This window comes from Bradyrhizobium sp. LA6.1, from assembly GCF_040547805.1.
In the GTDB taxonomy this organism is placed as follows: domain Bacteria; phylum Pseudomonadota; class Alphaproteobacteria; order Rhizobiales; family Xanthobacteraceae; genus Bradyrhizobium; species Bradyrhizobium barranii.
Genome location: NZ_JBEPQK010000008.1, coordinates 230,271 through 255,865, shown reverse-complemented (window position 1 = coordinate 255,865; position 25,595 = coordinate 230,271). Strand labels below are relative to the sequence as shown.

General features: G+C 63.2%; 19 protein-coding genes. 8 read left to right on the top strand and 11 right to left on the bottom strand.

The features are described 5' to 3' along the window. Positions 1-87: 87 nt before the first annotated feature. The gene (locus ABIB99_RS22030) at positions 88-2,991 is read left to right on the top strand and encodes an ATP-binding protein (RefSeq protein ID WP_354177538.1); all 2,904 of its coding nucleotides are present in this window, start codon (positions 88-90) and stop codon (positions 2,989-2,991) included. 262 nt (positions 2,992-3,253) lie between these two features. Here ABIB99_RS22030 and ABIB99_RS22025 read toward each other — a convergent pair whose 3' ends face one another. Next, positions 3,254-6,106, bottom strand: coding sequence for an ATP-binding protein (locus tag ABIB99_RS22025; protein WP_354177537.1), 2,853 nt, complete (start codon positions 6,104-6,106; stop codon positions 3,254-3,256). A gap of 124 nt (positions 6,107-6,230) precedes the next feature. Next, a complete protein-coding gene (locus ABIB99_RS22020) occupies positions 6,231-6,512 on the bottom strand; it encodes a hypothetical protein (protein ID WP_028153535.1) in 282 nt (93 codons plus the stop codon). A 313-nt stretch (positions 6,513-6,825) separates the two neighbouring features. Between ABIB99_RS22020 and ABIB99_RS22015 the strand changes: the two genes are divergently transcribed. The 3 genes from ABIB99_RS22015 to ABIB99_RS22005 all read left to right on the top strand — a co-directional run bounded on the left by ABIB99_RS22015 (position 6,826) and on the right by ABIB99_RS22005 (position 9,083). Beyond that, the gene (locus ABIB99_RS22015; RefSeq protein ID WP_063984300.1) at positions 6,826-7,068 is read left to right on the top strand and encodes a hypothetical protein; all 243 of its coding nucleotides are present in this window, start codon (positions 6,826-6,828) and stop codon (positions 7,066-7,068) included. Positions 7,069-7,448: 380 nt separating this feature from the next. Then, on the top strand, positions 7,449-8,696 hold the full coding sequence (locus tag ABIB99_RS22010; RefSeq protein WP_225004968.1) for an ABC transporter substrate-binding protein: 1,248 nt from the start codon (positions 7,449-7,451) through the stop codon (positions 8,694-8,696). 153 nt (positions 8,697-8,849) lie between these two features. Beyond that, entirely contained in the window at positions 8,850-9,083 is a 234-nt protein-coding gene (locus ABIB99_RS22005) for a hypothetical protein (protein WP_063984302.1), read from the top strand. Positions 9,084-9,385: 302 nt separating this feature from the next. Here the strand turns inward: ABIB99_RS22005 and ABIB99_RS22000 are convergent, their stop codons facing one another. Further along, positions 9,386-10,279: a helix-turn-helix transcriptional regulator gene (locus ABIB99_RS22000; protein WP_231144511.1), complete on the bottom strand. Its 894-nt coding sequence runs from the start codon at positions 10,277-10,279 to the stop codon at positions 9,386-9,388. Between the two features lie 596 nt (positions 10,280-10,875). Between ABIB99_RS22000 and ABIB99_RS21995 the strand changes: the two genes are divergently transcribed. Both ABIB99_RS21995 and ABIB99_RS21990 read left to right on the top strand, forming a co-directional pair. Further along, a complete protein-coding gene (locus ABIB99_RS21995; protein ID WP_354177536.1) occupies positions 10,876-13,776 on the top strand; it encodes an ATP-binding protein in 2,901 nt (966 codons plus the stop codon). 79 nt (positions 13,777-13,855) lie between these two features. Beyond that, positions 13,856-15,064, top strand: a complete 1,209-nt coding sequence (locus ABIB99_RS21990; protein WP_208089359.1) for an ABC transporter substrate-binding protein — start codon at positions 13,856-13,858, stop codon at positions 15,062-15,064. A gap of 87 nt (positions 15,065-15,151) precedes the next feature. Here the strand turns inward: ABIB99_RS21990 and ABIB99_RS21985 are convergent, their stop codons facing one another. The 7 genes from ABIB99_RS21985 to ABIB99_RS21955 form a co-directional block, all read right to left on the bottom strand. Then, positions 15,152-15,853, bottom strand: coding sequence for a hypothetical protein (locus ABIB99_RS21985; RefSeq protein ID WP_063984306.1), 702 nt, complete (start codon positions 15,851-15,853; stop codon positions 15,152-15,154). Positions 15,854-15,863: 10 nt separating this feature from the next. Then, positions 15,864-17,135, bottom strand: a complete 1,272-nt coding sequence (locus ABIB99_RS21980) for an efflux RND transporter periplasmic adaptor subunit (protein ID WP_063984307.1) — start codon at positions 17,133-17,135, stop codon at positions 15,864-15,866. Beyond that, positions 17,132-20,314 (bottom strand): efflux RND transporter permease subunit, encoded by a 3,183-nt coding sequence (locus tag ABIB99_RS21975; protein ID WP_071915337.1) that lies wholly within the window; start codon positions 20,312-20,314, stop codon positions 17,132-17,134. Before ABIB99_RS21975 ends, ABIB99_RS21980 begins: the two co-directional genes overlap by 4 nt. A gap of 139 nt (positions 20,315-20,453) precedes the next feature. Next, positions 20,454-21,374: an RNA polymerase sigma factor RpoH gene (gene rpoH, locus ABIB99_RS21970; RefSeq protein ID WP_063986517.1), complete on the bottom strand. Its 921-nt coding sequence runs from the start codon at positions 21,372-21,374 to the stop codon at positions 20,454-20,456. A gap of 191 nt (positions 21,375-21,565) precedes the next feature. Beyond that, positions 21,566-22,987 carry a sensor histidine kinase gene (locus ABIB99_RS21965; protein WP_063984309.1) on the bottom strand — a complete coding sequence of 474 codons (1,422 nt, stop codon included), beginning with the start codon at positions 22,985-22,987 and terminating at the stop codon, positions 21,566-21,568. 59 nt (positions 22,988-23,046) lie between these two features. After that, a complete protein-coding gene (locus ABIB99_RS21960) occupies positions 23,047-23,727 on the bottom strand; it encodes a response regulator transcription factor (protein ID WP_014496376.1) in 681 nt (226 codons plus the stop codon). 77 nt (positions 23,728-23,804) lie between these two features. After that, positions 23,805-23,984 (bottom strand): hypothetical protein, encoded by a 180-nt coding sequence (locus ABIB99_RS21955; protein WP_166097357.1) that lies wholly within the window; start codon positions 23,982-23,984, stop codon positions 23,805-23,807. Between the two features lie 232 nt (positions 23,985-24,216). Here ABIB99_RS21955 and ABIB99_RS21950 point away from each other — a divergent pair, with 232 nt between their 5' ends. Both ABIB99_RS21950 and ABIB99_RS21945 read left to right on the top strand, forming a co-directional pair. Then, the gene (locus tag ABIB99_RS21950; protein WP_063984310.1) at positions 24,217-24,465 is read left to right on the top strand and encodes a hypothetical protein; all 249 of its coding nucleotides are present in this window, start codon (positions 24,217-24,219) and stop codon (positions 24,463-24,465) included. A gap of 283 nt (positions 24,466-24,748) precedes the next feature. After that, positions 24,749-25,147, top strand: a complete 399-nt coding sequence (locus tag ABIB99_RS21945; protein ID WP_354177535.1) for a hypothetical protein — start codon at positions 24,749-24,751, stop codon at positions 25,145-25,147. A gap of 118 nt (positions 25,148-25,265) precedes the next feature. On the opposite strand, the gene ABIB99_RS21940 is transcribed toward ABIB99_RS21945, so the two are convergent. Continuing rightward, complete coding sequence (locus ABIB99_RS21940) at positions 25,266-25,466, bottom strand: hypothetical protein (protein WP_014496380.1); 201 nt, start codon at positions 25,464-25,466, stop codon at positions 25,266-25,268. Between the last annotated feature and the right edge of the window lie 129 nt (positions 25,467-25,595).

Sequence of the window (25,595 nt, the reverse complement as noted above, 5' to 3'; positions counted from 1 at the left end):
GCCACCGCTGCCACCGCGGTCACACGTTTCGGCCCGAGTTCAAGTCATAGAGTACGACGAGTCGGTCGTCGGATTTAATATTTTCAAATGGTCCACCGCTGGCAGAGCAACGCCACAACAGCCACGACCGGACCCTCTCTCCAGGAGAGCTCCGCTCAAGAGATTTTCGTCTTTGGGCCGTTTCGTCTGGACGCCTCGCAGAGACGGATCGAGAAAGATGGCAATCCGGTTCAACTGTCGGCTCGCGCATTTGACCTTCTGCTGACACTGATCCGGCATGCGGGCGACGTCGTCAGCAAGAGCGATTTGATCGCCAGGACATGGCCAGGCTCCAGCGTCGATGACAACAGCTTGCGCGTCCATATCGCAGCACTCCGCAAGGCGCTCGGGGACGGCAATGCCGGCGCCAAATATCTGAGCACGGTCTCGGGACAGGGTTATTGTTTCGTCGGTTCGGCCGCGAGCCCGGAGCAGAATCAACCTGCACCGACCAAGCCTGTTCGCGCGCACAACCTGCCGGCACATCCCTGGCAGATGGTGGGCCGCGAGCAAACCATCCAGGATATATCGGAAAGGCTCAAAGCCCAGCGTTTCATCACGGTCGTCGGCCCGGGCGGCATCGGCAAGACGACGGTCGCTGTTTCCGCGGGCCACGCCCTTCTCGCGGAATTCGCCGGCCAGGTTCACTTCGTCAGTCTCGGCGAGACCCGCGATGCCGCTCTGGTGCCGGCCATTGCAGCATCTTCGCTCGGGCTGCGGGCGCGATCGGACGACCCCTCAAACAACCTTGTGGCATTCCTGCGCGACCGGCGGATGCTGCTCATTCTGGATTGCTGCGAGCATGTCGTCGACGCCGCGGCGGCGCTGGCTGAACGGCTCTACCAGGAGGCACCGCAGCTGCACATCATGGCCACGAGCCGGGAGCTGCTGCGGGTCGAAGGCGAGCACACATATCGCCTCTCGCCTCTGACAAGCCCGCCGGAAAACACCGTTCTGACGGCCGAGAGCGCGATTGCCTACCCCTCCGTAAAGCTCTTCGTGGAACGCGCGGCCGCAGCTGGAGGTGGGTTCGGATTGACGGATGCGAACGCGTCGGACGTCGGCAACCTCTGCTGTCGGCTCAATGGCATCCCGCTCGCGATCGAGCTCACCGCCGGCCATGTGACCGCCTACGGCGTCAAAGCCATGGTCCAACTCCTCGACAAGCACTTCAATCTGCTCTGGGAAGGACGACGCACGGCGCTGCCCCGGCACCGGACGCTCCGCGCAACCATCGAGTGGAGCTACGATCTTCTATCCGGGCCCGAACGGGTGGTTCTCTGCCAGCTATCCGTGTTCGTCGGCAGCTTCACCGCCGATGCCGCCCGAGCGATCGCCGGCAGCGATGCGACCAGCGACGACACGACCATGGCTGCGCTCGACAACCTCGTGGCCAAATCGATGCTTGCCCTGAACCAGGGCTCGCAATCGATTCGCTACAGGTTCGCGGACGCGACGCGGGCCTACGCGCAGGAGAAGCTCGCCGCCAGCACCGACGCCGAGATCGTGCCGCTACGCCACGCCTCCTACTTTCGGGATTTGCTTGAAAAGACGGCCGACGAGCCGAATGAAGGCCTGTCGTCGATGGCCGATCAATTCGGCGACATACGCAGTGCGCTAGCGTGGTGCTTCTCGGATCGAGGCGACCGCAGAACCGGCGTCGGCCTCGCTGCCGCAGCGATCCCCCTGTTCTTCAAGCTGTCGCTCTTCACCGAATGCCAGCTCTGGGTCACGCGCGCAATCGAAGCGCTTCATGAGACGGGCGGAAGTGTCAGGCACGACCTCGCACTTCATGCCGCGCTGGCGTCTGCCCGGATGCTGACGGGACAAATCGACGAATTGGGCGTCGGCTATCTCGACAGAGCGGTCGGGCTGGCCGAGACAATTGGCGATGTCGCCGGCCAAATCCGTCTGATTGGCCGACTGCATCTGCTCCAACTGCTCGTCGGCAATTTCGACGATGCGCTGGCCACCGCAAAGCGCGGCGAAGCGATTGCCCTCGCCGGCAACGATTCCGTCGGGGTGGCGCGCATGCGCATGTTGCTCGGCACGTCGTGCCACTATCTGGGCGAGGTTGCCGCGTCTCGCTCGTACGTCGAAGCGGCGCTGTCCCATCCGGGCCTGGAAGGCGACTCCCGTGGCGGCCTGACGTCCGATTACCCGAGGCGTCCTCAAATCACCCTCGCCCGCATCTTATGGCTCGAGGGACATCCCGATCAGGCCACGGCGACGGCGCGCCAAGCCATCTCCGATGTGATCGCCATCAACCATCCAACCATATTGTGCATAGCGCTGCCCTGGGCATTCGGCGTTTTCCTTTGGAACGGGGATGTGGGTGTGTGCGAAGAGCACATTGACAGGCTCCTCGTGGAGACCCGCAAGCACAATCTCGCCACCCTCCAGACGGTCGGCGACGCCATGAAAGGGATTGCGCTGTTGGCCCGCGGCGAAAGTGATGTCGGGCTGGCCATGCTGAACAGCTCCGTCAAGAAGCTGCAGAGCCAGCGCTACGGCGCGGCGGCCGGACTTTGCGTGCCGCTCGCGGAAGCTCTGGCGGCGACGGGTCGTGGAGATGAAGCACTCGACATCCTCGATCAGGCGATTGCCCGGGGTCGGCGTCGCAACTTCATGGTGGAGATGCCGGACATGTTGCGGGCAAGGGCAGAAGTGCTGATCCGTAAGGACAATCCCGACTTCCTGGAGGCGGAGCGGAGCCTGGCGCAGTCACTTGACCTGGCCCGACATCAGGGGGCGCTCGGTTTTGAGTTGCGCACGACAATCGATCTTGCAAGGCTATTGCAGCGGCGGGGCCGCCGCAGTGAAGCGCAAGACGTGCTTGCGCCCATCTATGGACGATTCACCGAGGGGTTCAATACGCCCGTCCTGAAAGCGGCCAGCGAATTGCTTGCCGAATTGGCGTCTCCGCCTTCGGGCTCGCTCGCCGCGAGTTGATGGCTCTGACAAACTCGCGTGGGGTTTGCCAACCTGCAGTGGCCCAAGTCGTGTGGCTGGCCGCGATGCCGTGCAATCCGGATAGAAGCGCGCGGCGTGGAAAGACCGCGTCGAGAGGCCGGCGCATTCTTGGTCCGGCAATAGGACTTCGAAGCCAACGTTTTGGAGCACGGGGGATGCGGCGCTCGCCGAGGCCGCACCTGCGTCCGATGACATGTATCGGACGCCGCCCCCGGGGCATCCTGGAGCACCGCCCGTACTATTAGGTCGAAAACTCCGTCATCATCGCTCTCGCGAGCCTGAGATCCGAGGTCTCGAAACCCTCAGTGAATTTGGCGTACACAAGAGCCACGATTTGGTGCGCATCGGCGGGACGGCCCTGACTCGTCCTCAACCGTGCCAGGCTGATGGCCGCTCTCAGCTCCCAGAACAGCGCACCTTGGCCGCGCGCGACTTCGAAAGCCTTGTCGAAGCACTGCTCGGCGGCGATAGCCGAGCGACGCTCGCCGGGATGCCGGAGCAACTCGCCCTTGATGCGCCAGAGCTCAGCCGCGTACCACCGCTCATCCCTCGCCTCGCAGCGCGCAAGCGCCTCGTCCGCGGTCGCAAGCCCCAGCGATACTTCGCCGACCTCTCCGAGACATGCTGCCAGTTCGCCGAGAGGAAGCAGGAAGCGCGGCAGGAAACGCGCGTCGCCCGCCAGCTCGAGCGCCTTGCGCAGCAACGTCAATCCGGCGGCGACATCGCCACGCCGCGCCATCACCATGCCCCTGAAGGCGCGCGCCCATACGTTCCATAGACGGATCGGATGACGTTCGGTGTGCTCGAGCAGCATGGTGCAATAGCCTTCCGCAGCATCGAGGTCGCCGGCCAGGAAAGCAATCGGACAGGCACCCTGGCCGAGTACGCTGCAGAAGGTCAGGGCATGACCACTCGCACGGCCCTCCTCGACATTGCGCTCGACGACGCTCAGTGCCTGATCCGCCAACCCGAGAAGCCACAGGATGCGCGCCTGGAAATAGCGTGCCGAGGCTCGCAGGTCGAACCTGAAACGGATCACCTGCGGCTTCGCCGCCAGATCGGAAAGGCGAGACAAGGTCCGCCCAATGTGATGATGCGCCAGCCGCTGGTCGCCGAGGTAGTGCAGCGTGGTGGCAAGCAGCCGATCGCCCATCATCCGGTCGACCGAATTTTGGGAATCGGCCACGATATCCGCGAAGCGGTGCGCGAATTCCAACGCCTTGCGGAACTCGCCGTTGTTGAATTGATCGATGCAGAGCCCCCAAAGCGCACGCAACAGATAGTCGCTGTCGCCGAGCTGCTCGGCCAGCTGCAGGGTCGCCGCCCAGGCCGGACCGGCCTCTCGAGCCCTGCCAACGCCGTACATCAGTGACCAGCCAAGCGCGGCCGATAATTGCATGCGAAGCCGCAAAGCGCCCGCGGCGCTGCCGTCGAGGCTGGCCAACGCCAGTTCGGTCCGCTCGCGGCACTCGGCGAGGAGCGACAATTGTACCCATAACGGGACGGCCCCTGCGGTCAGCGCCACTCCGATCTGCGCATCTCCGTCGGGCGAGAAAGCCCAATCGAGGCTGGATCGTACGTTGTCGATGTGCTGGCCATAGAAGCCGAGCCACTCCGCCTGCGGCTTCACTTCGCTGTCAGCTTCCGCATTCGCAAAGAACCCGCCATAGTATCCGGCCTGGCGGCGCGCGACGCAGGGAAATTCGCCGCTGGCGTGAAGCTTTTCCAGTGCATAGGCGCGCGTGGTGTCCAGCAGGCGATAGTACGGGCGCTCGCCGCGAATATCCGCAAGGACGAGCGACTTTGCCACCAGGTTGGCAAGCTCCGCGGTGACATCGCCCATCCCTTCGCCGGCGACCGCGATCACGGCATCGAGCAGAAACTCTCCGGCAAATACGCCGAGCCGCCGCAGGACCCGCGCCTCGGCGTCCGGCAGTAGATCGTAGCTCCAGTCGAGCGTCGCACGAAGCGTTTGCTGCCGGGGCAACGCAGTACGCCGGCCGGTCGTCAGAAATTTGAACCTGTCGTCGAGAAGTGCCGCGATCTTCGGCGGACTGAGCATCACGGCGCGTGCCGCCGCGAACTCGATCGCGAGCGGAATGCCATCCAGCCGGCGGCAGATGGCTGCGACGGCATCGAGGTTCTCTTCGTCGAGCGCGAAGCTGGAGCCCAGCGCTTTCGCTCTGGTCGTGAACAATTCCACCGCCGTGTAGGCCGATGCGGCGTCAGACCCGAGCCGGACTTCGGGCGGCACAGCCAGGGGCGGAACGCGATAGACATGTTCGCCGTCAATGCGCAGCGCTTCGCGACTTGTCGCCAGGACGATCGTTCCGGAACACTGGCTGACGATCGTCTCGGCCAGTTGGGCCACGGTATCAACGACGTGCTCGCAATTGTCGAGAATGAGCAACAACTGCCTGGCTCCAATCGCGCGCGCTATGGAGCCCGGGGTGATCTCCTCCCCTTCGAGCTTGATACCGAGCGTGCTGGCGACGGCCGAGCACACGAGCTTGGGATCGGGCAGCGAGGCCAATTCGACCAGCAACCGGTCGGCCGCAAAACCGGCTGGCGGCGTCCTGGCAGCTTGTAGTGCAAGGGCCGTCTTGCCGATCCCGCCAGGCCCGACGAGGCTCACGACGCGATAAGCCGACAGAAGCTCCCACAAACGCGCGACCGCGGTGGTGCGGCCGATGAGAACGAATGATGCATTGGGAATGTTGGTCGACGGCAGTGGCTGGGGTGCGGCAGATTGTAGCGGGGCATCCATCTGCCGGGTCCGCCATGAACCCAGCAGGCGATAGCCCCGGCCGACCGTTGTCGCCAGCATGTCACGATCCGAACCAAAGGCCTTCCGGATCGCCGCGATATGGACCCGAAGTGCACTCTCCTCGACGAAGACGCCGCGCCAGACACGCTCTGTCAGGTCATTCTTGGTGACCAGCCCGCCTTCGGCCTGAGCCAATTCCGCAAGAATCTCAAAGGCACGACCGCCCAGAGGAACGGACTCTCCCATCGAGCGCAGTTCGCGTCTGGCAAGATCGATCTCCCATTCAGCGCAAGCGTAGACGGGGCGCTGGTTTGGCTCGGCCATCATCGGCATAGCCCCAGGCGGTTGTTTGATCTTGCGCCCAGCGTATCACCAACGCTTTCAAAATACACAATCTGTCCGGCGACCAAGGCCGCCAGACACTCGCCGCAAATATCGCAATGCTCGCACGTCAGCAGCCGCGACAGATGGATCCTTCCAGCATCTTCTCGACCCGTGCGTCCTCCTTGTCGATGGTCGCATCCGAGCCGAGCAGCGGTCCCTTCGTCGGATGACCAACCCCCTCCGATGACGGGAGCGCGGTGCCGAGCGAGTTCGTTCCCGGCGCAGCAGCGCTGGTACCGAGCGCGCCGCCGCTCTCCATCGACATGTGAGATCCCATGCCGCCGCGGGCAGATGCAACGCCCGAGAGCGCAAGGCTGGCAACGACGCAGAGAAACCAGAGCAGTCTCATGGCTCACACTCCTCATGTTGTATGACCTGCACCTTGAACTGGGCGTCGCACACGATTCGACCATGCACGATCGCGCGAGCAACTATGACAATTGTGACAGAGTTCGGCTTCGAAGACGCATCAGACCTTCGTAACCGCGCGCTCTGCCTGATATTCCCGTCATCTTCTCGCAAGAGTGATGCACAGCAATCGGGGTTTTTTGGCCGGACTGCCTATATAGCCCGGTATAGAAAGCAATTCCGGAAACGCCATCAGCCGAGCAGCGATCATCGCCAAGCGACTCTCCGCACGTCACGAACAATGGAGATTCGCTATGAGTGCATTCAAAACCCTGATCGCCGCAGTGCTGCTCTCAACGGCAACGATATCATCCGCCTCCGCGGCTTGGTCCTTTGCCGATCAGGAGCCCGCCGCATTTGCATCAATGTATCCCAATCGCGACGTGCTGAATGGCGGCGCATTGACGCCGGCAGGGCGAATGGGTCTCGAGCGGTCCGGTGGCGCGGCTCCGGTGTTCGGAGCGGGCCACATCTACAACCGCCACGGGCATCGGTGAGCGGCGGCAACACGCAAAGGCAAATTGCCGCGTCACCATGCCTGTCTGTGACCTCGCTCGGAGTGCGACCGCGCCATGCGGCGCACCCCGCGGGTCCGGAGCCTCGATCGATATCATCGGCTCCGGACGTTTGTTCGCGACGACGGCGTAGAACGCTCCCCCAGATCGGGCGCCGGTGACGGGCCAATTCTACGCACACCATTGTAAAACTTCACAGTTCTTCAGCTTCTGTAATCCGGCTCGCGGCGGGTCCCGCGCTACACTCCGGCTATCGACTGTTGGACGAGCAGGCCCTCCATTGGCGCCATACCGCCGCCCGGCAGGCACGATGACCAGCAGCGCTATGGAGGCATCGCTTGATCACCGGTGGAAGTGGCCATTTGAGTCCGGACATTGCGAGGCGCCTGCGAAAACTAGCGGTCGTCACTGTCATATTTGCGGCCGGCGCAGCCAGCGCCTCTGCGCAACAGCGATACGATCCCGGTGCGAGCGACACCGAGATCAGGATCGGCAACATCATGCCCTATAGCGGCCCGGCATCGGCTTACGGCATCATCGGCAGGACGATGAGTGCGTATTTTCGCATGGTCAACGACAATGGCGGCATCAACGGCCGGACAGTCGAGTTCATCTCCTACGACGATGGCTACAATCCGTCCCGAGCGGTCGAGCAGGCACGGCGGCTCGTCGAGGCCGACGAAGTGCTCGCGATCTTCGCCCCCTTCGGCACCGCGAGCAACGCCGCCATTCAAAGGTACATGAATAATCGCCACGTGCCGCAATTGTTCGCCATTTCGGGAGCATCTCGCTGGGCTGATCCCGTCCACTTTCCGTGGACGATCGGCTGGCTACCGAGCTACCGAACCGAGGCACGCATCTACGCGGACTATGTCCTGACGCATTACCCTGGCGCCAGGATCGGCATCCTCTACCAGAACGACGACTTCGGACGCGATTATCTGGCTGGCCTGAAGGAGGTGCTGCAAGACAGGTACGCGCAAATGGTGGTTGCGAGCCTGCCATATGAAATCAGCGAGCCGACAATCGACTCGCAGATCGTGGCGATCAAGGCGGCCGCCCCCGACATTTTCATCAATGTCGCCACGCCAAAATTCGCGGCTCAGGCGATCAGGAAGCTCGCCGAGCTGGACTGGCATCCCGTCCACATCATGACGAACGTCTCGGTTTCGGTTGGCTCAGTGTTGAAGCTCGCAGGACTGGACAACGCGAAGGGAGTCCTGAGTGCCGGGTACCAGATGGACGTGACCGACCCGCAGTGGGACTCATACCCGGGCATGCAGCATTTTCGCGCGTTCATGGCGAAATACTATCCGGACGCAGATCGATCCGAAAGCGGCCCGCTGGTAGCATTCAATATGTCGAGCGCGCTCGTTGAGGTGCTTAGGCGCTGTGGCGACGATCTTACGCGCGAGAGGATCATGCAGGTGGCGACGAATCTCGACATCGAGGGGGCGGCCTATATTCCCGGCGTCCGGGTCAAGACATCGCCGACGGACTTTCGCCCGATCGAGCATCTCCAAATGATGCGTTTCACCGGCGAGAAGTGGGAATGGTTCGGTCCGCTCATGAATGGCCATTCGGACCAGATAACGCTTTCGCCCGACTAGCGAGCAATCGCTTTCGAGATGAAGCGCGGGCGCCGACTTCGTGCAAAGGCGAAAATGATCGTTCAATTGATACTGCTCATCCGACACATGCGTACACATGTCTGGCAGGCGAGCCGAGGCGTTCCCGGCGTCGCTTTGTCAAGGAGACGTGCAATGACTACACTGAAGCTCTTGTCGGCCGGACTGATGGTTTCGGCCATGATCGCCTCCCCCGCGATGGCTCGCGAAGGCAACAACCAGGCGCGCCGGACCAATGACGACGCCTATGCGTCGGTTCAGCGCGTTCCGGTGACGTCCAAGCGCAACTGTGTTCGCGCTCCCGACGTCGGTGCGTATGCGAGCGACCCCTGGCGTCGGCCTCCGTGCGAGCCCAAGTCGGGCTATTGAGCACGCCAACCGGAGCGCGCCCCCTTGCCGCAAGGCAATCGTCAGCGCGGACTTGAAGAGGTTCATCTCGGCGCTTCGGGGGCTTCCATCTCGCGGACGTGACTGGAGGAAGAATGGCGGCCCTATGAAGCCCCGTTCTTCCGACCGGCCATGTCTGAGACGCATTGATCCGTACCAACGCCGCGGCCCGGCATCTGCAGCGGATCCGAGAGCGATACCAGCTCCATCGCGGAATTCACCAACCTCGCCACTGCAGTCTCAGGCCCCGCGGGGGCGAGGCCTACTCGCTCGAGGCAAGGGCATCAAAGATCGAATCCAGCCGCAGCGGCATCTCGCCATCGACTCGGCGTGTCACCCGCGAAGCGCCTGAACGTCGTCGTGAAGTGGGCCTGGCTCTGAAAACCCACTGTGAGCGCGACCTCAACAATCGGCATCTCGCAGTCCCGCAGCAGATCCTTGGAACGCTGTATCCGGTGCCGCAAGATATATTCGTGAGGCCTGCAACCCGTCGCGGCGCGGAACTGGGCGGCGAAATGCATCCGGCTCAGGCCCGCGGCCGCGGCAAGATCCGCCAGCACGATTTTCTTGCGGAAGTGAGTCTCGATATAGTCGAGCACCCGCTTGAGCCGCCACTTCTGCAATCCGTGGACCGGCCTTTCAGAAGTGCATTGGCCGACGCGGGTTCGCTCGTCGAACCTCGGCTCCGCCTCGGACCGCAAGGCAAGGAGCCGGGCAATGACGGCAAATCGCAGGGCGTCGACGCAAAGGGCGCTATCGGTGGCCTTCAATCGCTCCATCGCGACGAGAGCTTCGGACAGGCGCTGAACTACCGGATCGTCGTCACAAATGGACGCCGTTGTCAGAGAGCTAGGTGCAGTCATGGCCGCGCGTTGCCACGGGATTTCGACGCGCAGCCAGCCGGTGTCGCGCGCCGGATTACACGGGGATATGCTGGAGCTGCGCCGTGGCTGCCCTTCGATCGCAATGACCAGACCAAGCCGCTCGAAGGCAATCGTCGTTGCGTCAAGGGGGGACAGATCGTCTCTGCGCGAAACGGTGGTAGGCGCGATGACCTTCGGAAGCGGCGCGATCGAGGCCATTGCGATGGCCGAGCGGAAATCTGTTTCGTCCGCGGTGACGGTCGCCTGGGTGTCGCCATGCTTCGGTTGTGGCGACAGTAATAATGGCTGAGACATGATCTTACTCTGGCAAGGACAATCCAAACGATGATGCTCCATTCCGGCGAAGCGCATCGATCGCAGAGTAAGGTAGCAAGCTATGGCCCGATCGCGAGTGAAGAGGCGCAAAATCAGGAAACTTCAGGCTCTCCTTCGCCGACATGCCGACACCGTCGAAGCGATGCGTCGTGCCATCCTTTCAATCGAGATGCCGCGCGATATCCTGCAGCTCGCGATGTGAACAGGTGTCGCTTCGACCGCTCGATAACGAAGAGACCAAGCAGGCTGCCGAGCTTCTGAACCGTTGCGACGCGAAGTCCCCTGCCCCGTGTTGCTGTCGGGATGTGCTGCACGCTCCTTCCGGCCCGCTCTCCCATTTTGGCACTCCCATTCGTCCTCACGAATTCGTGTGCAAGCAACGAGCGTTTCGGACGCCTGCATCGAGCCATGGCGAACAGCCGACTACTGAGAAGGTCGCCTTGACACCCCAACGGCCTCCCCTGTAGGACACCTGGGCATACTGACGCTTTCAGAATCTTGCCAGGGGCGGTGATCTTTGGGGGTCACGTCACTCTCCTAGATTGCGGCAGTGAAGCTGATCCACGGACCCCCTTATGTCGCCTTCGCCCGCCGTACGAACCTACTCTTTCGGTAACTGGCTCATCGATTGCCAGCGGAGAGAGCTGAAGTGCGACAACATCACGGTCCCGATCGGAAGCCGCGCATTCGAGATTCTCGAGAAGCTGGCGGGTTGCGCCGGTCACCTGGTGACCAAGGATGATTTGATCGGAAGTGTCTGGTCAGGCCTGGCCGTCGAGGACAACACGCTACAAGTCCATATCTCCGCCGTCCGCAAGGCGCTGGGCAAAGATCGCGATCTCCTCAAGACGATCTCGGGCCGTGGATATACCCTCGCCGGGACCTGGCGAAGCGGGCATTTGGATCAGCCCGCAGCGACATCGGTATCCGTCCCGGCCATCGAATCCTTTTCGAACAACCTGCCGAACACGCGCGCTCCTCTTATCGGGCGCGAGGATTGCCTGAGCGAAATTGCCGAACTTATGTTCGCATATCGGGCCGTGACTTTGGTCGGCCCGGGAGGCATCGGGAAAACAAAGCTGGCCATCGAACTTGCGCGCCTGGTCGCATCCTCATTCGATGGTGCGGTGGTGCTGGTCGAGCTCGCGACCTTGCATGATCCGGCACTTGCGACATCGACCACCGCCCGTGCGCTCAAGCTTGCCTTGAGTGACAAGGAGGTTTCGGCCGCCTGCATCGCCCAGGCCATCGGGTCACGGCGTCTGCTTCTCATCCTGGACAATTGCGAGCATGTCATCGACGTCGCTGCACAGATCGCGAGTGCTGCACTTCGCTATTGTCCCAATGTCACTATTCTTTCGACCAGTCGGGAAGGCCTCCGCATCGATGGCGAATACGTCGCGGCCATCCCGCCGCTGTCGGTTCCGGACTCTGGTTTGCGTGATCCCGGTTTGCTGTTGCAGGCAAGCGCCGTGCAGCTCTTCGTCGCTCGCACACAGTCGCTACGCGCGAACTTCTCTCCAGGCGCGGACGATCTGCTGAAAGTGGCTGCCATCTGTCGCCGGCTCGACGGAATTCCGCTCGCGCTGGAATTCGCCGCGGCTCAGACCGCGAATCTTGGGGTAGACACGGTCTTGCTTCGCCTGGACAGGCGAATGGAGTTGCTGAGCGGCGGCCGCAGGGACCAACTGCCACGGCACCAGACCCTGCGAGCGACGCTGGACTGGAGCTACGATCTGTTGTCGCCCGACGAGCAAAGGCTGTTGTGCTGGCTCGCGGTGTTTCCGGCAGGTTTCACACTCGATGCGGCCATTGCAATGATGGACGACGCGTTGTCCCGGTCGGACGTCATCGAAACACTGTTCAATCTGGTCGGAAAATCGCTGGTCGCGCTCGATCCCTCCTTCGAAGGGCGGTGGCGTCTGCTGGAGACCACCCGCGCCTATGCTCTGGAGAAGCTGGCAGAAGCAGGGCTCTGCGAGCAGGCCAGCAGACGGCATGCGGGCTTTCTCAGACAGCTCATCATGCCACCTGGCGATGCCTCCCCCGCCTCCGACGATCTCACTCGCCTTGCCCAGGAAATTGGAAACGTGCATGCGGCGCTCGACTGGGCCTTCGCACCCAGCGGCGATGCCGCGCTCGGCGTAGAGCTGACGGCCGGCTTTGTGCCGGTGTGGATGCAACTGCTGTCCTTCATGGAATGCTCGACCCGGATCGAGCACGCTCTCGCCCATCTTGACGGAGAGCTGACCTGCAATCCAAGGCTCAAGGCGCAGCTCTACGTCGCGCTGGGGTTCGCGCTTCTCAATACGACTGGCTCGGCGGATCGCATGAAAGCGGCCCTGAACATCGGCCTTGCGCTCGGCGAAGAGCTGTCCGATCTCGAGCTTCAGCTCAAGGCTGTTTGGACGCTGTGGAGCTATAATCTCAACTCGGGCCAATACGACGCGGCCAAGAGTGTCGGAGAGCGATATCTGGAGATCGCCCTTCGCACGGGAAACCCCGCCAACGAGACGGTCGGCCGCCGCCTGATCGGCGCCGCCACCCATTTTTACGGCGCGCAGGAGGAAGCTCGACGCGAACTGACCCTCTCCCTAGACCACTCGGCTCACGGATTGAAGGACGGCGCGAACCAGATGTGGTTCCTGCTCAACCAGAGCGTCCTGGCAAAAGCCATGTTAGCCCGCGTGCTGCTGCTCCAGGGAAAGATCGCCCAGAGCAGATCCCTGGCCGCGGAATGCCTCGAGGAGGCGCAGCGTGAGAAGGACAAGCTCGCGATCGCTTACGCGCTGCGGAACGCCGTGTGCCCCATTGCGCTGATGACGCATGATGTCGCCACTGCCGATCAGGCGATAGCGTCTCTCCTCGAGCTCGTCACGCGCGAGGGAATAGCTTTCTGGACGAGCTGGACGTCCTGCCTGAAGGGGCAGTTGCTCGTCCTGCAAGGCAGACATCACGATGGAATAGAGCTGCTGCGCAGCGGACTGAAAGCGCGGGCCGAGAACGGCTGGCTGATGCGCAATCCCGAATTTCTCGGATCGCTCGCCGAAGGACTGTTCGCGGTCGGCGAGAGTGCGCAGGCCCTGGCCGCCGTGGAAGATGCCCTGGCCATCTCCCGGCAAGGCCAGCAATTGTGGTGCCTTGCTGATCTGCTGCGGATCAAGGGCGAGATCCTGCTTGCCGATGGCTCGTCAGATCGGTCCCGCTCGGAAGTCCTGTTCTCCGAGGGCCTGTCCGTTGCCAGAGAGCAGCAATGCCGCTTCTACGAGCTGAAGGTCGCGGCAGCCTGGGCAAGGATCATGGCAGCGTCGGACCGCCAGCAGACCGCGCTTGATCTCGTCGGTCCGGTCAGCGCTTTGTTCGATCGGGAGGTCGATCTTCCCGCGCTCGCCTTTGCGCGCGGTCTCGCTGCAAGTCCGGGCATCTCGATTTCGACAGGCGTCGACGACCGGCCCCCGTCCTGCACCTGCCACTAGGTTGCTGATCTTTCGACCGGCACGACATGTCCTGCAGCGCTGGACCAGCCCTCACACTCAATCCTCCGGATCGCACCAGATGAGCATCTCTCGACGACAGGTCTTAGGCAGTGTTGGCGCGTCGGTGTTTTCGCCCGGCATCATCCGCGCCCAGGGCACGAGACCGATCAGGATCGGCGAGATCAACTCCTATAGCAGCGCGCCCGCGTTTACCCTGCCCTATCGTCGCGGCTGGCAGTTGGCGGTCGAACAGCTGAATGCGGGCGGGGGCCTGCTCGGGCGAGAGCTGCAGGTCATCAGCCGGGACGATGAAGGCAAGCCGAGCGTCGCGCTGCGTGCCGCCGAAGAACTGGTGCGACGGAATGACGTCGATCTTCTGGCAGGCGCATATCTGTCGAATGTCGGACTGGCTATCAGCGACTTCGCCCGGCAAAACCGGATCCTCTTCGTGGCGAGCGAACCGCTCACCGACGCCCTCGTTTGGGAGCAAGGACATCGATATTGTTACCGGCTCCGCCCCTCGACATACATGCTGGCAGCCATGCTGGTGGAGGAGGCAGCTCAATTGAAGGCGACGCGGTGGGCGACGATCGCCCCGAACTACGAATACGGCCAGTCGGCCGTAAGATGGTTCACGCAGCTTCTGAGCCGCCGTCGCCCCGACGTCGCGTTCATCAACAGTCAGTGGCCGCCGCTGGGTGCCATTGATGCCGGCGTGGTCGTCAACGCCCTCGCGCAGCAGAAGCCCGAAGCGATCCTCAACGTCACCTTCGGACCCGATCTCGCCAGATTTGTCCGGCAAGGCAATGATCGCGGCCTGTTCGAAGGGCGACACGTCGTGTCGTTCACGACCGGCGAACCCGAATACCTTCTTCCCCTCGGGCAGGACGCCCCGGAGGGATGGATCGTGACCGGCTATCCGGTGACCGAGGTCTTGGGTCACGCCAACAGCGCCTTCGTGTCGGCCTATTCCGCGCGATATGGCGAGGCTCCCACGATGGGATCCGTGGTCGGTCACGCCTTGATCAGCTCCATCGCGGCGCCGATCGCAAAGCTCGGGAAATTCGATACCGAGGCGATGGCCGACGGCTTTGGCAACGTCGGCTTCGAAACGCCGTTCGGCCCGGCGATTTGGCGTTCCATCGACCATCAGAGCACGATGGGGACCTTCGTCGGCCGCACCACTGTACGGGCCAACAAGGGCGTGATGGTGGACTGGAAGTACCGGGACGGTGGAACGATGCTGCCGCCCGACGCCGAAGTTTTGAAGCTACGACCGGCAACGTGAAGCGCCGGTGCGGCCAAGGCTATGCTAGCCGAAGTGTCGTCCCCCGTTCCCCACGCGGTGCGACGAGAGTCCTGTAGCGGCGTCGCCTCAGCATCCCGGCGGCAAGATCGGCGACACTCCCGGCGTTGGCGCCGCGCCTGAGGCGTTGGCCGGCAACACGGTCGCAGGCGCTGCGAGGTTCATCGAGACTCCTTCCGCGCAGGCCGTGCTGTTCGGGCTCGGCATGACGGCGGCATTCGGATCGATGCCGGTGCCGCCGGCGGCGCTGGTGTCCGCCAGGATCGTGCCGGGCGCGAGACTGGACGGCACTTGCGGGATCGAGAGCGGCAGGGACGCAGCGCTTGTCGCGAGCCCTCCCGGCGTCGAGCTGCATGCGACCGTCGTCCCCGTTCCCGCCGGTGCCGCTGCGGGAATCGTTCCGATGGAGCTGCCGGTTTGCCCTGTGACCGGCAATAGCGGAGCGCCGATGCCTGACGCTGACGCGCCGATGCTCGATACGATCGGGGTCGCCGGCACCGGCATCGGGGACGTCGATGGCGTGGCGCAGACGACGACCGTACCCGGCGTCGTCGGATCCGAGGCGAGCGGAACAGGCGCGAGCGTCGTGTCGGGAACGCCAGGCTCGGTTGTTGCGGAAAACGGACCCGGACTATTGAGCGGCGAGGTCACGATCGCACCCGGTACGGTTGGAAGGCCCATCGCCGTGGTGCCCATCGTTGAGACCTGCGCCTCACTCGAAGAACAGCCCAACAGCAAGGCGATCGTTGTTGCGAGCACGATCCGGATCATCTCTATGCTCCTAACTGACCTCGACCTTGCGAATGGTGACCTTGCTGCCCTCCGCCAGGTTCACCGCCGGATTGAGCACGACCTGGTCGCCGGGCTGGAGGCCCTCGCGCACTTCAATTGTGGTGCCCAAGTCCCGCGCGATCGAGACGTGCTGCAGATGAACGGTGCCATTCCGCACGACCGCGACATGAAGACCGTTCTGATCGAAGACGAGCGCATCGGACGAGACGGTCATCGACGGCGTCTTGCGCGGGATCGACAGCTCGACCGTGCAGTAGATACCGGGACTCAAGGCACCGTCCGGATTGGGCACGTCGATCTCGGTCAGCAGAGTTCGGCTTCCCGGCTGCAATGCGCTTGCGATGCGCGTGACTTTCCCCGGAAACGTCCGCCCCGGGATCTCGGGGACGCGAATATCCGCGTCGACGCCCGGCCCGACTCCGAAGGCCTCGTCCTGCGGCACGAAGACCTGGGTTCGGATCACGTTGGAATGCATCAGCGTGAACATGAAGGTCGACCCTGCCTGCACCAGGCTGCCATTGTCCACGTTGCGCTGTGTGATGACGCCGTCGAACGGCGCCACCACGCGCTGATAGGCCTTCTCCTGCTGGAGCACCCGAATCTGGGCTTCCTGCGCTGTGATGTTCGACTGGGCGACACCGACGGCCGCCTGCTGTGCACGCAGGGTGAGACGATCGTTGTCGCCCTGCTGTGCCGTCAGCCAGCCTTGCTTGACCAGATTGCTGTCGCGCGCATTGGTGACGTCGGCGAGCTCCCGGCTCGCTTGCGCCTGCTGCAAGGCGGCCTGGTTTTGGGCCAACGTCGCCTGGGCCTGGGCGATCTGCTGGTCGAGCTCCGGAGCGGTGATTGCCGCGAGAAGATCGCCTTTCTTGACCCGATCGCCGATATCCACGTAGCGCTTTTCGATATAGCCACTGGTCCGCGCGAAGATATTGGCTGCCTCGAACGCGGTCGTCGTCGCCGGCAAGGTAACCTTCATCAGGTCGCCGCTGGGCCGGACCACCGCCACCCGCACCTCCGGAATGGCGGTTCTCACCTGCTCCGCCACTGCAGCGACCTCACGCGCCGCCTGATAGTGCCGCCAGCCGCCAATGCCGAGACCGCCCGCGAGCAGCAGCAGCATCCCTCCTCCGAGCAGCGCGCCGCCGTAACGGCGTCCGGATGGCGCGGCCTTGCCGGGGAGCTCGACGATGCGGCGGCTCTCCGCATCGGGCGGGTCCCTCGCCTCGTCGTCATTGGTCCGCACACGAACGTCGCTCATTCCGGTTGCTCCTCGAATACGCCGTGGTGAGGCTTGCCATCGTTACCTTTGCGCAGCATGGCAAAGAGGTACGGCACGATCAGCAATGTCGTCGGGGTCGCGAACAGAAGTCCGCCGATCACCGCGCGCGCGAGCGCGGCGTTCTGCTCCTCGCCCGGACCTCCGAGCGCCATCGGGATCATGCCCACGATCATCGCGGCAGCAGTCATCAGGACCGGACGGATCCTGGTGCGGCCCGCGCTCAGCGCCGCCTGGAACGCGGAATGTCCCTTCAATTGCTCATCACGCGCGAACGTCACGAGCAGGATCGAATTCGCGGAGGCGACGCCGACCGCCATGATCGCCCCCATCAGCGAAGGCACGTTCAGTGTCGTTCCGGTGATGAACAGCATCGTCAAGATGCCGCACAAGGTCGCCGGCAGCGCCATGATGACGACGAAGGGATCGCCGAAGTTCTGGTAGTTCACGACCATCAGCAGGTAGACCAGGATGGCGGCAAACAGCAGGCCGATTCCGAGATTGCGGAACGACTGATTCATGCTCTGGATCTGTCCCAGGACCTGGATCGAATTACCCGGCTGGAGCTGCTTCTGGAGTGTGGACGTGACCTTGTTGATATCGGCCGCGACGCCGCCGAGATCGCGACCCTGGACGCTCGCATAGACGTCAAACACCGGCTGGACGTTTGCCTGGTTCGAATTGGTGGGGACACTCCCCCGCTTGAACGTCGCGACATTGCTGAGGAGGCCGGGCACCGTCTGCCCGCTCGCGGCAAGCGAGGCCGACACCGGCGTGTTTCCCAGTGCGTTCAGCGAATTGGCCCTGTATTCGGGTGTCTGCACGGCCAGATAATACGGGATGCCCGACGTCGGATCGGTCCAGAAGTTCGGCGAGACCTGAGCCGACGAACTGAGGCTGACATTGATATTGGTCGCCACCGTGCTCGCGTTGAGCCCGAGCTGCGCGGCCCGCGTGCGGTCGATGTCGGCATAGAACGCCGGAGCATCGACTTCCTGCTGCAGATGCGCATCGACGACACCGGGGATCGCCGCGAGGCTCTTCTGCAGCTCCTTGGCCACGGCCAGATTGTTGGCGCCGTAGCCAACCGTGCGGACATCGATCTGCGCCGGAAGACCGAAGTTCAGGATCTGCGTCACGATGTCGGCCGCCTGGAAATAGAACGTGTCCTCCGGGAATGCCGCCGGCAGCACCTGGCGCAGTTTCCTGACGTAGTCCGCGGTCGGCTTGTGTCCGTCCTTGAGCGACACGAGAATGGTGCCGTCGTTCACACCGATCGTCGAGCCGTCGGTGAATGCGAGATTGTAGGGACGCGCCGGAAGCCCGATATTGTCGACGATCAGCGCCCGGTCCCGCTCCGGAATCACCTGGCGGATTTTGTCTTCGACCGCCTGAAAGATCGCTTCCGTCTTCTCGATGCGGGTGCCCGCGGGCGCGCGAACGTGGAGCTGGATCTGGCCGCCGTCGATCAGGGGATAGAAGTCCCTACCGACATAGACGAACATGGTGGCCCCAAGAGCAAGCACCAGCACCGCGACGACCGGCACGACAACGCGACGCCGAAGCAACGTTAACAGCAAATCGGAATAGCCGTTGCGCAGGCGTTCGAATCCGCGGTCGAACATCGCCGAGGCGCGGCCGAAGATGCCCGACGGGCTTCCGCCCTCGCCATGGCGCCGTTCGCCCTTCAGCAGCAGGCCGATGGTGATCGGCGTCAGCGTTCGCGACAACGCATATGACGCCAACATCGCGAACACCACCGCCAGACCCAGCGGGGTGAAGAGGTATTTGGCCGGCCCTTCCAGAAAGACAACCGAGGTGAACACACAGCTGATGGCGAGCGTGGAGACGAGCGTCGGCACCGCGATTTCAGCCGCCCCGTGCAGCGTCGCATCAGGCAACGGCATGCCTTCCTCGGTCCAGAGCCGGTGCGTGTTCTCGATCGTCACCGTGGAATCGTCGACCAGGATACCGACCGCGAGTGCAAGCCCGCCGAGCGTCATCGTGTTCAAGGTCTCGCCGAGACAATACAGCACGACCAGCGAAGACAGCATCGCCAGCGGGATCGAGATCAAGACGACCAGTGTCGATCGCCACGATCCCAGAAACAGCAGGATCATCAGTGCCGTGAGGCCGGCCGCGATCGCGCCCTCGCGCAGCACGCCATCGACCGAATGGGTGACGAAGACCGACTGATCGAACAGCTCGTTGATCTTCAGCCCTGCAGGAGCCGACGCGCGAATCGAACTCAAGGCCTTCTTCACCCCGTTGACGACAGCGAGCGTCGAGGCATTTCCGTTCTTGATCACGCTGAGCAGGACGGCGCGATGACCGTCCTCGCGCACGATGTTCTGCTGGACCTGGGAGCCGTCCCGGACCTGGGCAACGTCCTTCAGGAAGATCGTGGCCCCGTTCACGAACTTGACCGGGATCATGTTGAGATCCTTGATCGAGGCTGGCGTGGCGTTGGTTCGAACGGTGTACTGGGTGTCGCCGATTTTCGTCGTCCCGGTGGGCAGCGTCAGATTTTGGGTGTTCACCGCATTGACGATGTCGAGCGGCGTCAATCCGCGCGACAGGAGCTTGTTCGGATCGATGTCGACCATGATCTGGCGGTACTTGCCGCCGGCAGGCGTGGGCAGCGTCACGCCCGGAACAGGCGCCAATTGCTGCCGGATACGGTAGATGCCGAAATCGTATAATTGCTGCTCGTTCAGACTATTGGACTCGAGGCTGAGCTGCAGCACCGGCACGCTCGATGCATTGAACTGCACGATGATTGGCGGCTGAATGCCCGGCGGCATCAGAGCGCGGATGGCGTTGGTTGCCGAGACGATCTGCGAGATTGCGAGGTCGAGATTCACGTCCGGCTGGAAGTAGATCTTCTGAACCGACAGGCCGTTGAGAGTTTGCGCCTCGATGTTCTTGATGCCGCTGACATTGGCGCTGATCGAATACTGGCTGTAGGTGCTGACGCGCTGCTCCATCTCGGGCGTCGACAGGCCGGTGTAGCTCCACACCACCGTGACGACGGGAATGCGGATCTCCGGAAAAATGTCCGTCGGCATCGACCAGATCGCGATGCCGCCGAGAAACAGGATCAACGCCGCAAGCACATAGAACGTGTGCGGAAACCGTAGCGCGAAGCGAACAATTCCCATGGTGGTTCTGCCTGAAGCAAGTTGCGCGGGATCATTGAACAGATGAGGACGGGAGAGCATCCGTTCAAATGAAAACGAATTCAGATGCTCCGCGGCAGGACAGACATCATTCGTACCGGCATCACCGCGTCTCGATCGCTCATGGAGCGGTGAGCTCCCGCGGCCGTGAGCCCGAGGCGCCGTCGGAGCGCTTGCGTGCCGCATCCTGCGCGGCAAGAATTGCGGCTCGCCTGACCTTGGCAAAGGCGCGGATCTCGATCTGCCGAACCCGCTCGCTGGAGATCGAAAGCTCGAAGCCGAGTTGGTCCAGCGTAACCGGGCATTCCGCCAGCCGCCTTGCCTCCAGAATATGACGCTCGCGCGCCGTGAGCATGCCCAGCGCAACGCGCAAGGCGTTGGTACGGCGCTCCGTCTGCTCATGATCGGCGAGCACCGTCTCCGCGTCGATCGCCTGATCGACCAGCAACGCTTCCCATTCGGTTCCCTGCTCGTCGTCGCCAACGCGCGCGTTCAGCGACATGTCACCGTTCAGGCGGGAATCCATCTCGATCACCTCACGCGCCGTGACGTCGAGCCTTTCCGCGATCGTCTCGGCGACATCGGGCGTGAGCGCCGCCATCGCGCCGCCCGCGGCTTTCCTCATCTCGCTACGGAGCTTGAAGAACAGCTTCTTCTGCGCTGCCGTCGTGCCGATCCTGACCAGAGACCAGGAGCGCAGGATGTATTCGTGAACCGAGGCCTTGATCCACCAAACCGCATAGGTGGAGAACCGCGCACCGCGGCCGGGTTCGAAGCGTGACGCCGCGATGACGAGGCCGAGATTTGCCTCCGCAATCACATCGGCCAAGGGCAGACCGTACCCCTTGTAGCCGCGCGCCACCTTGGCTGCGAGCCGGAGATGGCTCGTGACGAGCGCGTTCACGGCACCGCGGTCCCGCGTCTCCTGCCAGCGGCGCGCAAGCTGCTGCTCGTGACCGGGCTCAAGCAGTTCATAGCGCTTGATGGCGGCGGAATAGGCGCTGAGGAAGGGGAGCGATGGGGCTCCGGCCGCGACAGCCATGGCACCATTCCTCGCGACTTCGTGGCTCTGCATCTGTCACTCCCACATACGAAACCGGCAAGCGGACTCTAGGAAGCCTCCGAAGGAGGAGGCCACTGAATTGAGCGTAACAAACCTGAATTCGCCTTCAGACATTCGGCATGTCACTCGGCATGTCATGGCATCGAGAACATCACGCATCATGAGGGGCATCACATCTGATTAACGGCTTCGAGAGTTGGGGTCCGGGACCGGCATGCGGCGGCTTTGCTCGCCCTCCCGGTCCAGGCAAGGATCTCGATCCGCCCGCCGGGAGCCGGACCGATGATCAATCGAAAGCCATGCAGCTTGACGATGGCAGCCACCAGGCTCAGTCCCAGCCCAACCCCCGGCGTGTTGCGCATCTTGTCGGAACGATAGAATCGCCGCAGCACCGCTTCGCGCTCCTGCGTGCTGATGCCGGGCCCGGTGTCACTTACGCGCACGAGTGCCGTGTCGTCTTCCGACACCAGTTCGAGCCTCACCTGGCCGCCGGGCGGCGTGAACTTGACGGCATTGTCCACGAGATTGGCCATCGCTTCGAACAACAGGTCCCGATCGCCCCACACCTGCACATTGCGATCGATGACGACGCCAAGCCCGATGCCCTTGTCTTCGGCGATGGGCTCATAGACGTCGCACACTTCGCGCAGGATCTCGTCGAGCGCAACGTTACCGAAACCGGCGGTGCGGCGGCTGTTCTCGATCTCGGTGAGGCGCAGCAAGGCGGTGACGATCGCGAGCGACTGATCGATTCCGGCCATTGCCTTGTCCGTGACCTCCTGGAGCTGCTCCAAAGTGGTCGCATGCGTTCGGCCGCGCTCCAGCGCCAGGCGTGCGCGCGTGAGCGGCGTCCTGAGATCATGGGCGATATCGTTGCCGACACCGGCAAGCGCGTTGATCATGGTCTCCATCTCGGCGAGCATGCCGTTGACGATCCTGGCCAGTCGCGCGAACGGATCGTCGGAATTGTCCTCCGGCAGCCGCTCGCGCAACTCCCCGGCCACGATCCGCTGTACCCGCTGGTTCACCTCCTCCACGCGTCTCTGGGCGCGAACACTCAGCCACGCTCCGGCCAGCAGACAGAGGCAGAACGCCGGCAGCAGGCCAAGCGCGAGCGCCTGCCCCACGACACTCGATATCTCGCGCGTCTCATCGACATTCCGTCCCATCACCAGGACATCGCCGTTCTCAAGACGCCTGCCCACGACCCTGATGACCGGTCCGTGGACCGCCGATTTCTCAATGAGGTCGAGCCGCACACCCTGCGCCGCTCCGCCGAGATCGAGTGCGCGCGGCAAGCTGTCGATGTTGCCGGCAAGCCGGGTGCCGGCACCATTGAAAAGTCCCGCGTACTGCACGCCTCTGGAATCCTGCTCGAGATGATCGGAGATCGCTCCGATGCGGCGCGCCGACGGCAAATCTGCGATGAAGTTAATCCGGGTCATGATCATGCGATCGGATCGTGCGATCAGATAGTCGTCGAGCTTCCAATAGGTGAACGCGAACAGCCCGACCACGAACAGTGCAAATGCGGCCGCCACCGCCAGGGCCCAGAGGAACGTGTTCGAACGGATGAACTGAATTTGGCGCATCGAACCGGCACTCGATATTCGTCCGAGATGTGCTCCGCGAGCCCCTGGGTTTCACGCCTCTATGCGCGCGAACGCAGAATGAAGCCGGAGCCGCGAACATTGTGGATGAGCTGCGTATCGCCGGGACCATCGACCTTGTGGCGCAGCCGGCCCATATGCACGTCGATCAGATTCGTCGTTGCCGGAACGAACTTGTAGTTCCAGACCTCTTCGAGCAGCATCGCGCGCGTGAGCAACTGATCGCTCCGGCGCATCATGTATTCGAGCAGGCGGAACTCACGCGGCAACAGGTCGATCTCGCGCTCGTCCCGTCGCGCGGTCCGCTCGATCAGGTCGAGTTCCAGCGGCCCGACATGCAACGTGGTCTCACGGCTGTCCATCGGACGGCGCAACAACGCCTCTATGCGTGCGACGAGCTCGATGATCGCGAACGGCTTGGTGAGATAGTCGTCTCCCCCCATACGCAATCCGCGCACCCGATCGTCCACGGCGCCGAGCGCACTCAGAACCAGCACCGGCGTCCCGACCCGATCCTTGCGCAGGGCCTCGATGACGGTCAGCCCGTCCATTCCGGGCAGCATGCGATCGACGATCATGGCATCCGGACACGCCGCGCGCGCCCGATCGAGACCGTCGACGCCGTCAGGGGCCCATTGGACCTCGAAACCGCGATCGGCGAGTTCGGCGACGATCACCTCGGCGGTTTCGGCATCATCTTCGATCAGAAGAATCCGCGTCATGATCCTGCTCCCACGTTCTGCGAGGCGTTTCGGCCTGCGGCGGAGGAGCACGGGCTCGGCGGTCCGGAGCGTCATGTTCAATGCCCGCCCGCTCTGAACGCGCGGCGCCGCGCCAGCCTGCCATAGGCCACTCGTTGTCTGACGAGATAGTCCTGCGGAGCATGGGGCACCACTAAATAGCGATTCAGGAAGCGCGCCGAGCCCGTCGCCAACAGGGCCAGCGCGATGGCCATACGTCTCGCTGTCGTCGTGATCATCTTCCGCCTCCATTCTGAACTGCGCTTTCATGAACATATGCCTGCGATGCGCTCCCCGTTACTCTCAAGGCAACGGATGTTGCGCATTCGCACGATCGTGCTTGCCGCGCCGCGCCGGGTCACAGGCCGTTGAAATCAGGTGAGCAATTCGTGCATTTGGACGACGCCCGGCCGTCCATACGTTGATGGTGAGCCGCTTGGTCGGCCTGATGTCATCAAAGGAGAAGCCGAAATGACCACTCTCAAACTCTTGTCGACGGGATTGATTGCAGCCGCCGTGCTCGGCGGACCCGTCATGGCGCGCGAGCACCATTCCGTCATGCGACAGCCGGCGATGACAACCGATACGGCCGCACCGGATGCGCCCTTCTATCAGCAGGGAGGCCGCGCCTGCGTTCCCGCGCCGCGCGTCGGCGCTTTCGCGACGGCGCCGTGGACCGGCAACAACGTGCCTTGCGAGCCCGGCACGGGCAGCTTCTGATCACGGCATTTCCTTGGCCGGCCGGGCGCCTCGGTCGGCCGCTCCTCATCGAACGACGGGGGCGGGCTGGAACATTCGGCCCGCCCCTTCTGTGAGCCGCGGCCCCCGCGGCAGGATCACCTTCCCTACCGGTGCGCCTCGTTCCTGAAGTCGAATTTAGTGGGATTGCCGCGCATCGCTCCTACCTCTCCTTTCATCACGAGCCTTGTCATCAGGGGCGACGGCACGACGCGGGAGCGGACTGCATGGATGACCAGGCAGATCGACACGAAAGGAGTGTCCCATGAAACGAGCAATCATGATTTTGGCAACGGCGGCGCTGGCCTCGACCCTGGCCATCGGCGCGGCCGAGGCGCACGGCGGTGGCGGTGGCGGTGGCCACGGTGGTGGCTTTGGCGGCGGCGGCCACGCCAGTTTTGGCGGTGGTGGCTTTGGCGGCGGACGTATGGGCTTCGGCGGCGGCGGCGCGCATTTCGGTGGCATGGCGCGTGATGGAGGCTTTGGCGGCGAACATCTCGGATTCGGCGGTCATGCCGGCAACGGCGGCATCGGCCTGCGCCAGCATGCGTTCCACCGCTTTGGTCGCTATCGACCCGGATACGGATTCTACGGCGCCTATCCAGATTGCTACGATTGGTACGAGTTGCACCCCGACCAGCCGTTGCCGCTGAGCTGCAGCTAGTCTGCACACACGGCGCTCCGCCGCGGTTCAGACCTACCGCGGAGGTTGCGGCGCCCGCCCGCTCACGACTTGGCCGAGCCTGGCTCGGCCATGTGCGATGCTGCTTCGCCAATGAGCTCTAGGAGGGGCGGAAGCCCGGAGGCATCGTTCGCCAGACTTTATCTTTGAGGCAATAGGCACGGGCGCCCTCGGGAATATCTTCGGCGGCGCCGCCCTCATATTGCTCGTAAAGGAGCGCCGGGAACAGCCTCCCTTTGATCACCTTAATCATATCACCACGTCGAATGTCCGCGCCGGCTGTTCCCGTCAAAACCGACATGATCCCTCGCGAAGCGCACGTAGGATGCCAAACGAGCTCGTCGACCGGACGGGCTTGTCTGAAGCTATCTCGAAGCGGAACGGTCTTCCAATAACCCGAAAGGACTACTCCCTGATCGGGCTGCCCTTG

Excerpts from the sequence above, each read along its gene's own strand:
- ABIB99_RS22030 (WP_354177538.1), top strand. The coding sequence starts at position 88 with ATGGTCCACCGCTGGCAGAGCAACGCCACAACAGCCACGACCGGACCC.
- ABIB99_RS22025 (WP_354177537.1), bottom strand. The coding sequence starts at position 6,106 with ATGATGGCCGAGCCAAACCAGCGCCCCGTCTACGCTTGCGCTGAATGG.
- ABIB99_RS22020 (WP_028153535.1), bottom strand. The coding sequence starts at position 6,512 with ATGAGACTGCTCTGGTTTCTCTGCGTCGTTGCCAGCCTTGCGCTCTCG.
- ABIB99_RS22015 (WP_063984300.1), top strand. The coding sequence starts at position 6,826 with ATGAGTGCATTCAAAACCCTGATCGCCGCAGTGCTGCTCTCAACGGCA.
- ABIB99_RS22005 (WP_063984302.1), top strand. The coding sequence starts at position 8,850 with ATGACTACACTGAAGCTCTTGTCGGCCGGACTGATGGTTTCGGCCATG.
- ABIB99_RS22000 (WP_231144511.1), bottom strand. The coding sequence starts at position 10,279 with ATGTCTCAGCCATTATTACTGTCGCCACAACCGAAGCATGGCGACACC.
- ABIB99_RS21995 (WP_354177536.1), top strand. The coding sequence starts at position 10,876 with ATGTCGCCTTCGCCCGCCGTACGAACCTACTCTTTCGGTAACTGGCTC.
- ABIB99_RS21990 (WP_208089359.1), top strand. The coding sequence starts at position 13,856 with ATGAGCATCTCTCGACGACAGGTCTTAGGCAGTGTTGGCGCGTCGGTG.
- ABIB99_RS21985 (WP_063984306.1), bottom strand. The coding sequence starts at position 15,853 with ATGATCCGGATCGTGCTCGCAACAACGATCGCCTTGCTGTTGGGCTGT.
- ABIB99_RS21980 (WP_063984307.1), bottom strand. The coding sequence starts at position 17,135 with ATGAGCGACGTTCGTGTGCGGACCAATGACGACGAGGCGAGGGACCCG.
- ABIB99_RS21975 (WP_071915337.1), bottom strand. The coding sequence starts at position 20,314 with ATGGGAATTGTTCGCTTCGCGCTACGGTTTCCGCACACGTTCTATGTG.
- rpoH (WP_063986517.1), bottom strand. The coding sequence starts at position 21,374 with ATGGCTGTCGCGGCCGGAGCCCCATCGCTCCCCTTCCTCAGCGCCTAT.
- ABIB99_RS21965 (WP_063984309.1), bottom strand. The coding sequence starts at position 22,987 with ATGCGCCAAATTCAGTTCATCCGTTCGAACACGTTCCTCTGGGCCCTG.
- ABIB99_RS21960 (WP_014496376.1), bottom strand. The coding sequence starts at position 23,727 with ATGACGCGGATTCTTCTGATCGAAGATGATGCCGAAACCGCCGAGGTG.
- ABIB99_RS21955 (WP_166097357.1), bottom strand. The coding sequence starts at position 23,984 with ATGATCACGACGACAGCGAGACGTATGGCCATCGCGCTGGCCCTGTTG.
- ABIB99_RS21950 (WP_063984310.1), top strand. The coding sequence starts at position 24,217 with ATGACCACTCTCAAACTCTTGTCGACGGGATTGATTGCAGCCGCCGTG.
- ABIB99_RS21945 (WP_354177535.1), top strand. The coding sequence starts at position 24,749 with ATGAAACGAGCAATCATGATTTTGGCAACGGCGGCGCTGGCCTCGACC.
- ABIB99_RS21940 (WP_014496380.1), bottom strand. The coding sequence starts at position 25,466 with ATGTCGGTTTTGACGGGAACAGCCGGCGCGGACATTCGACGTGGTGAT.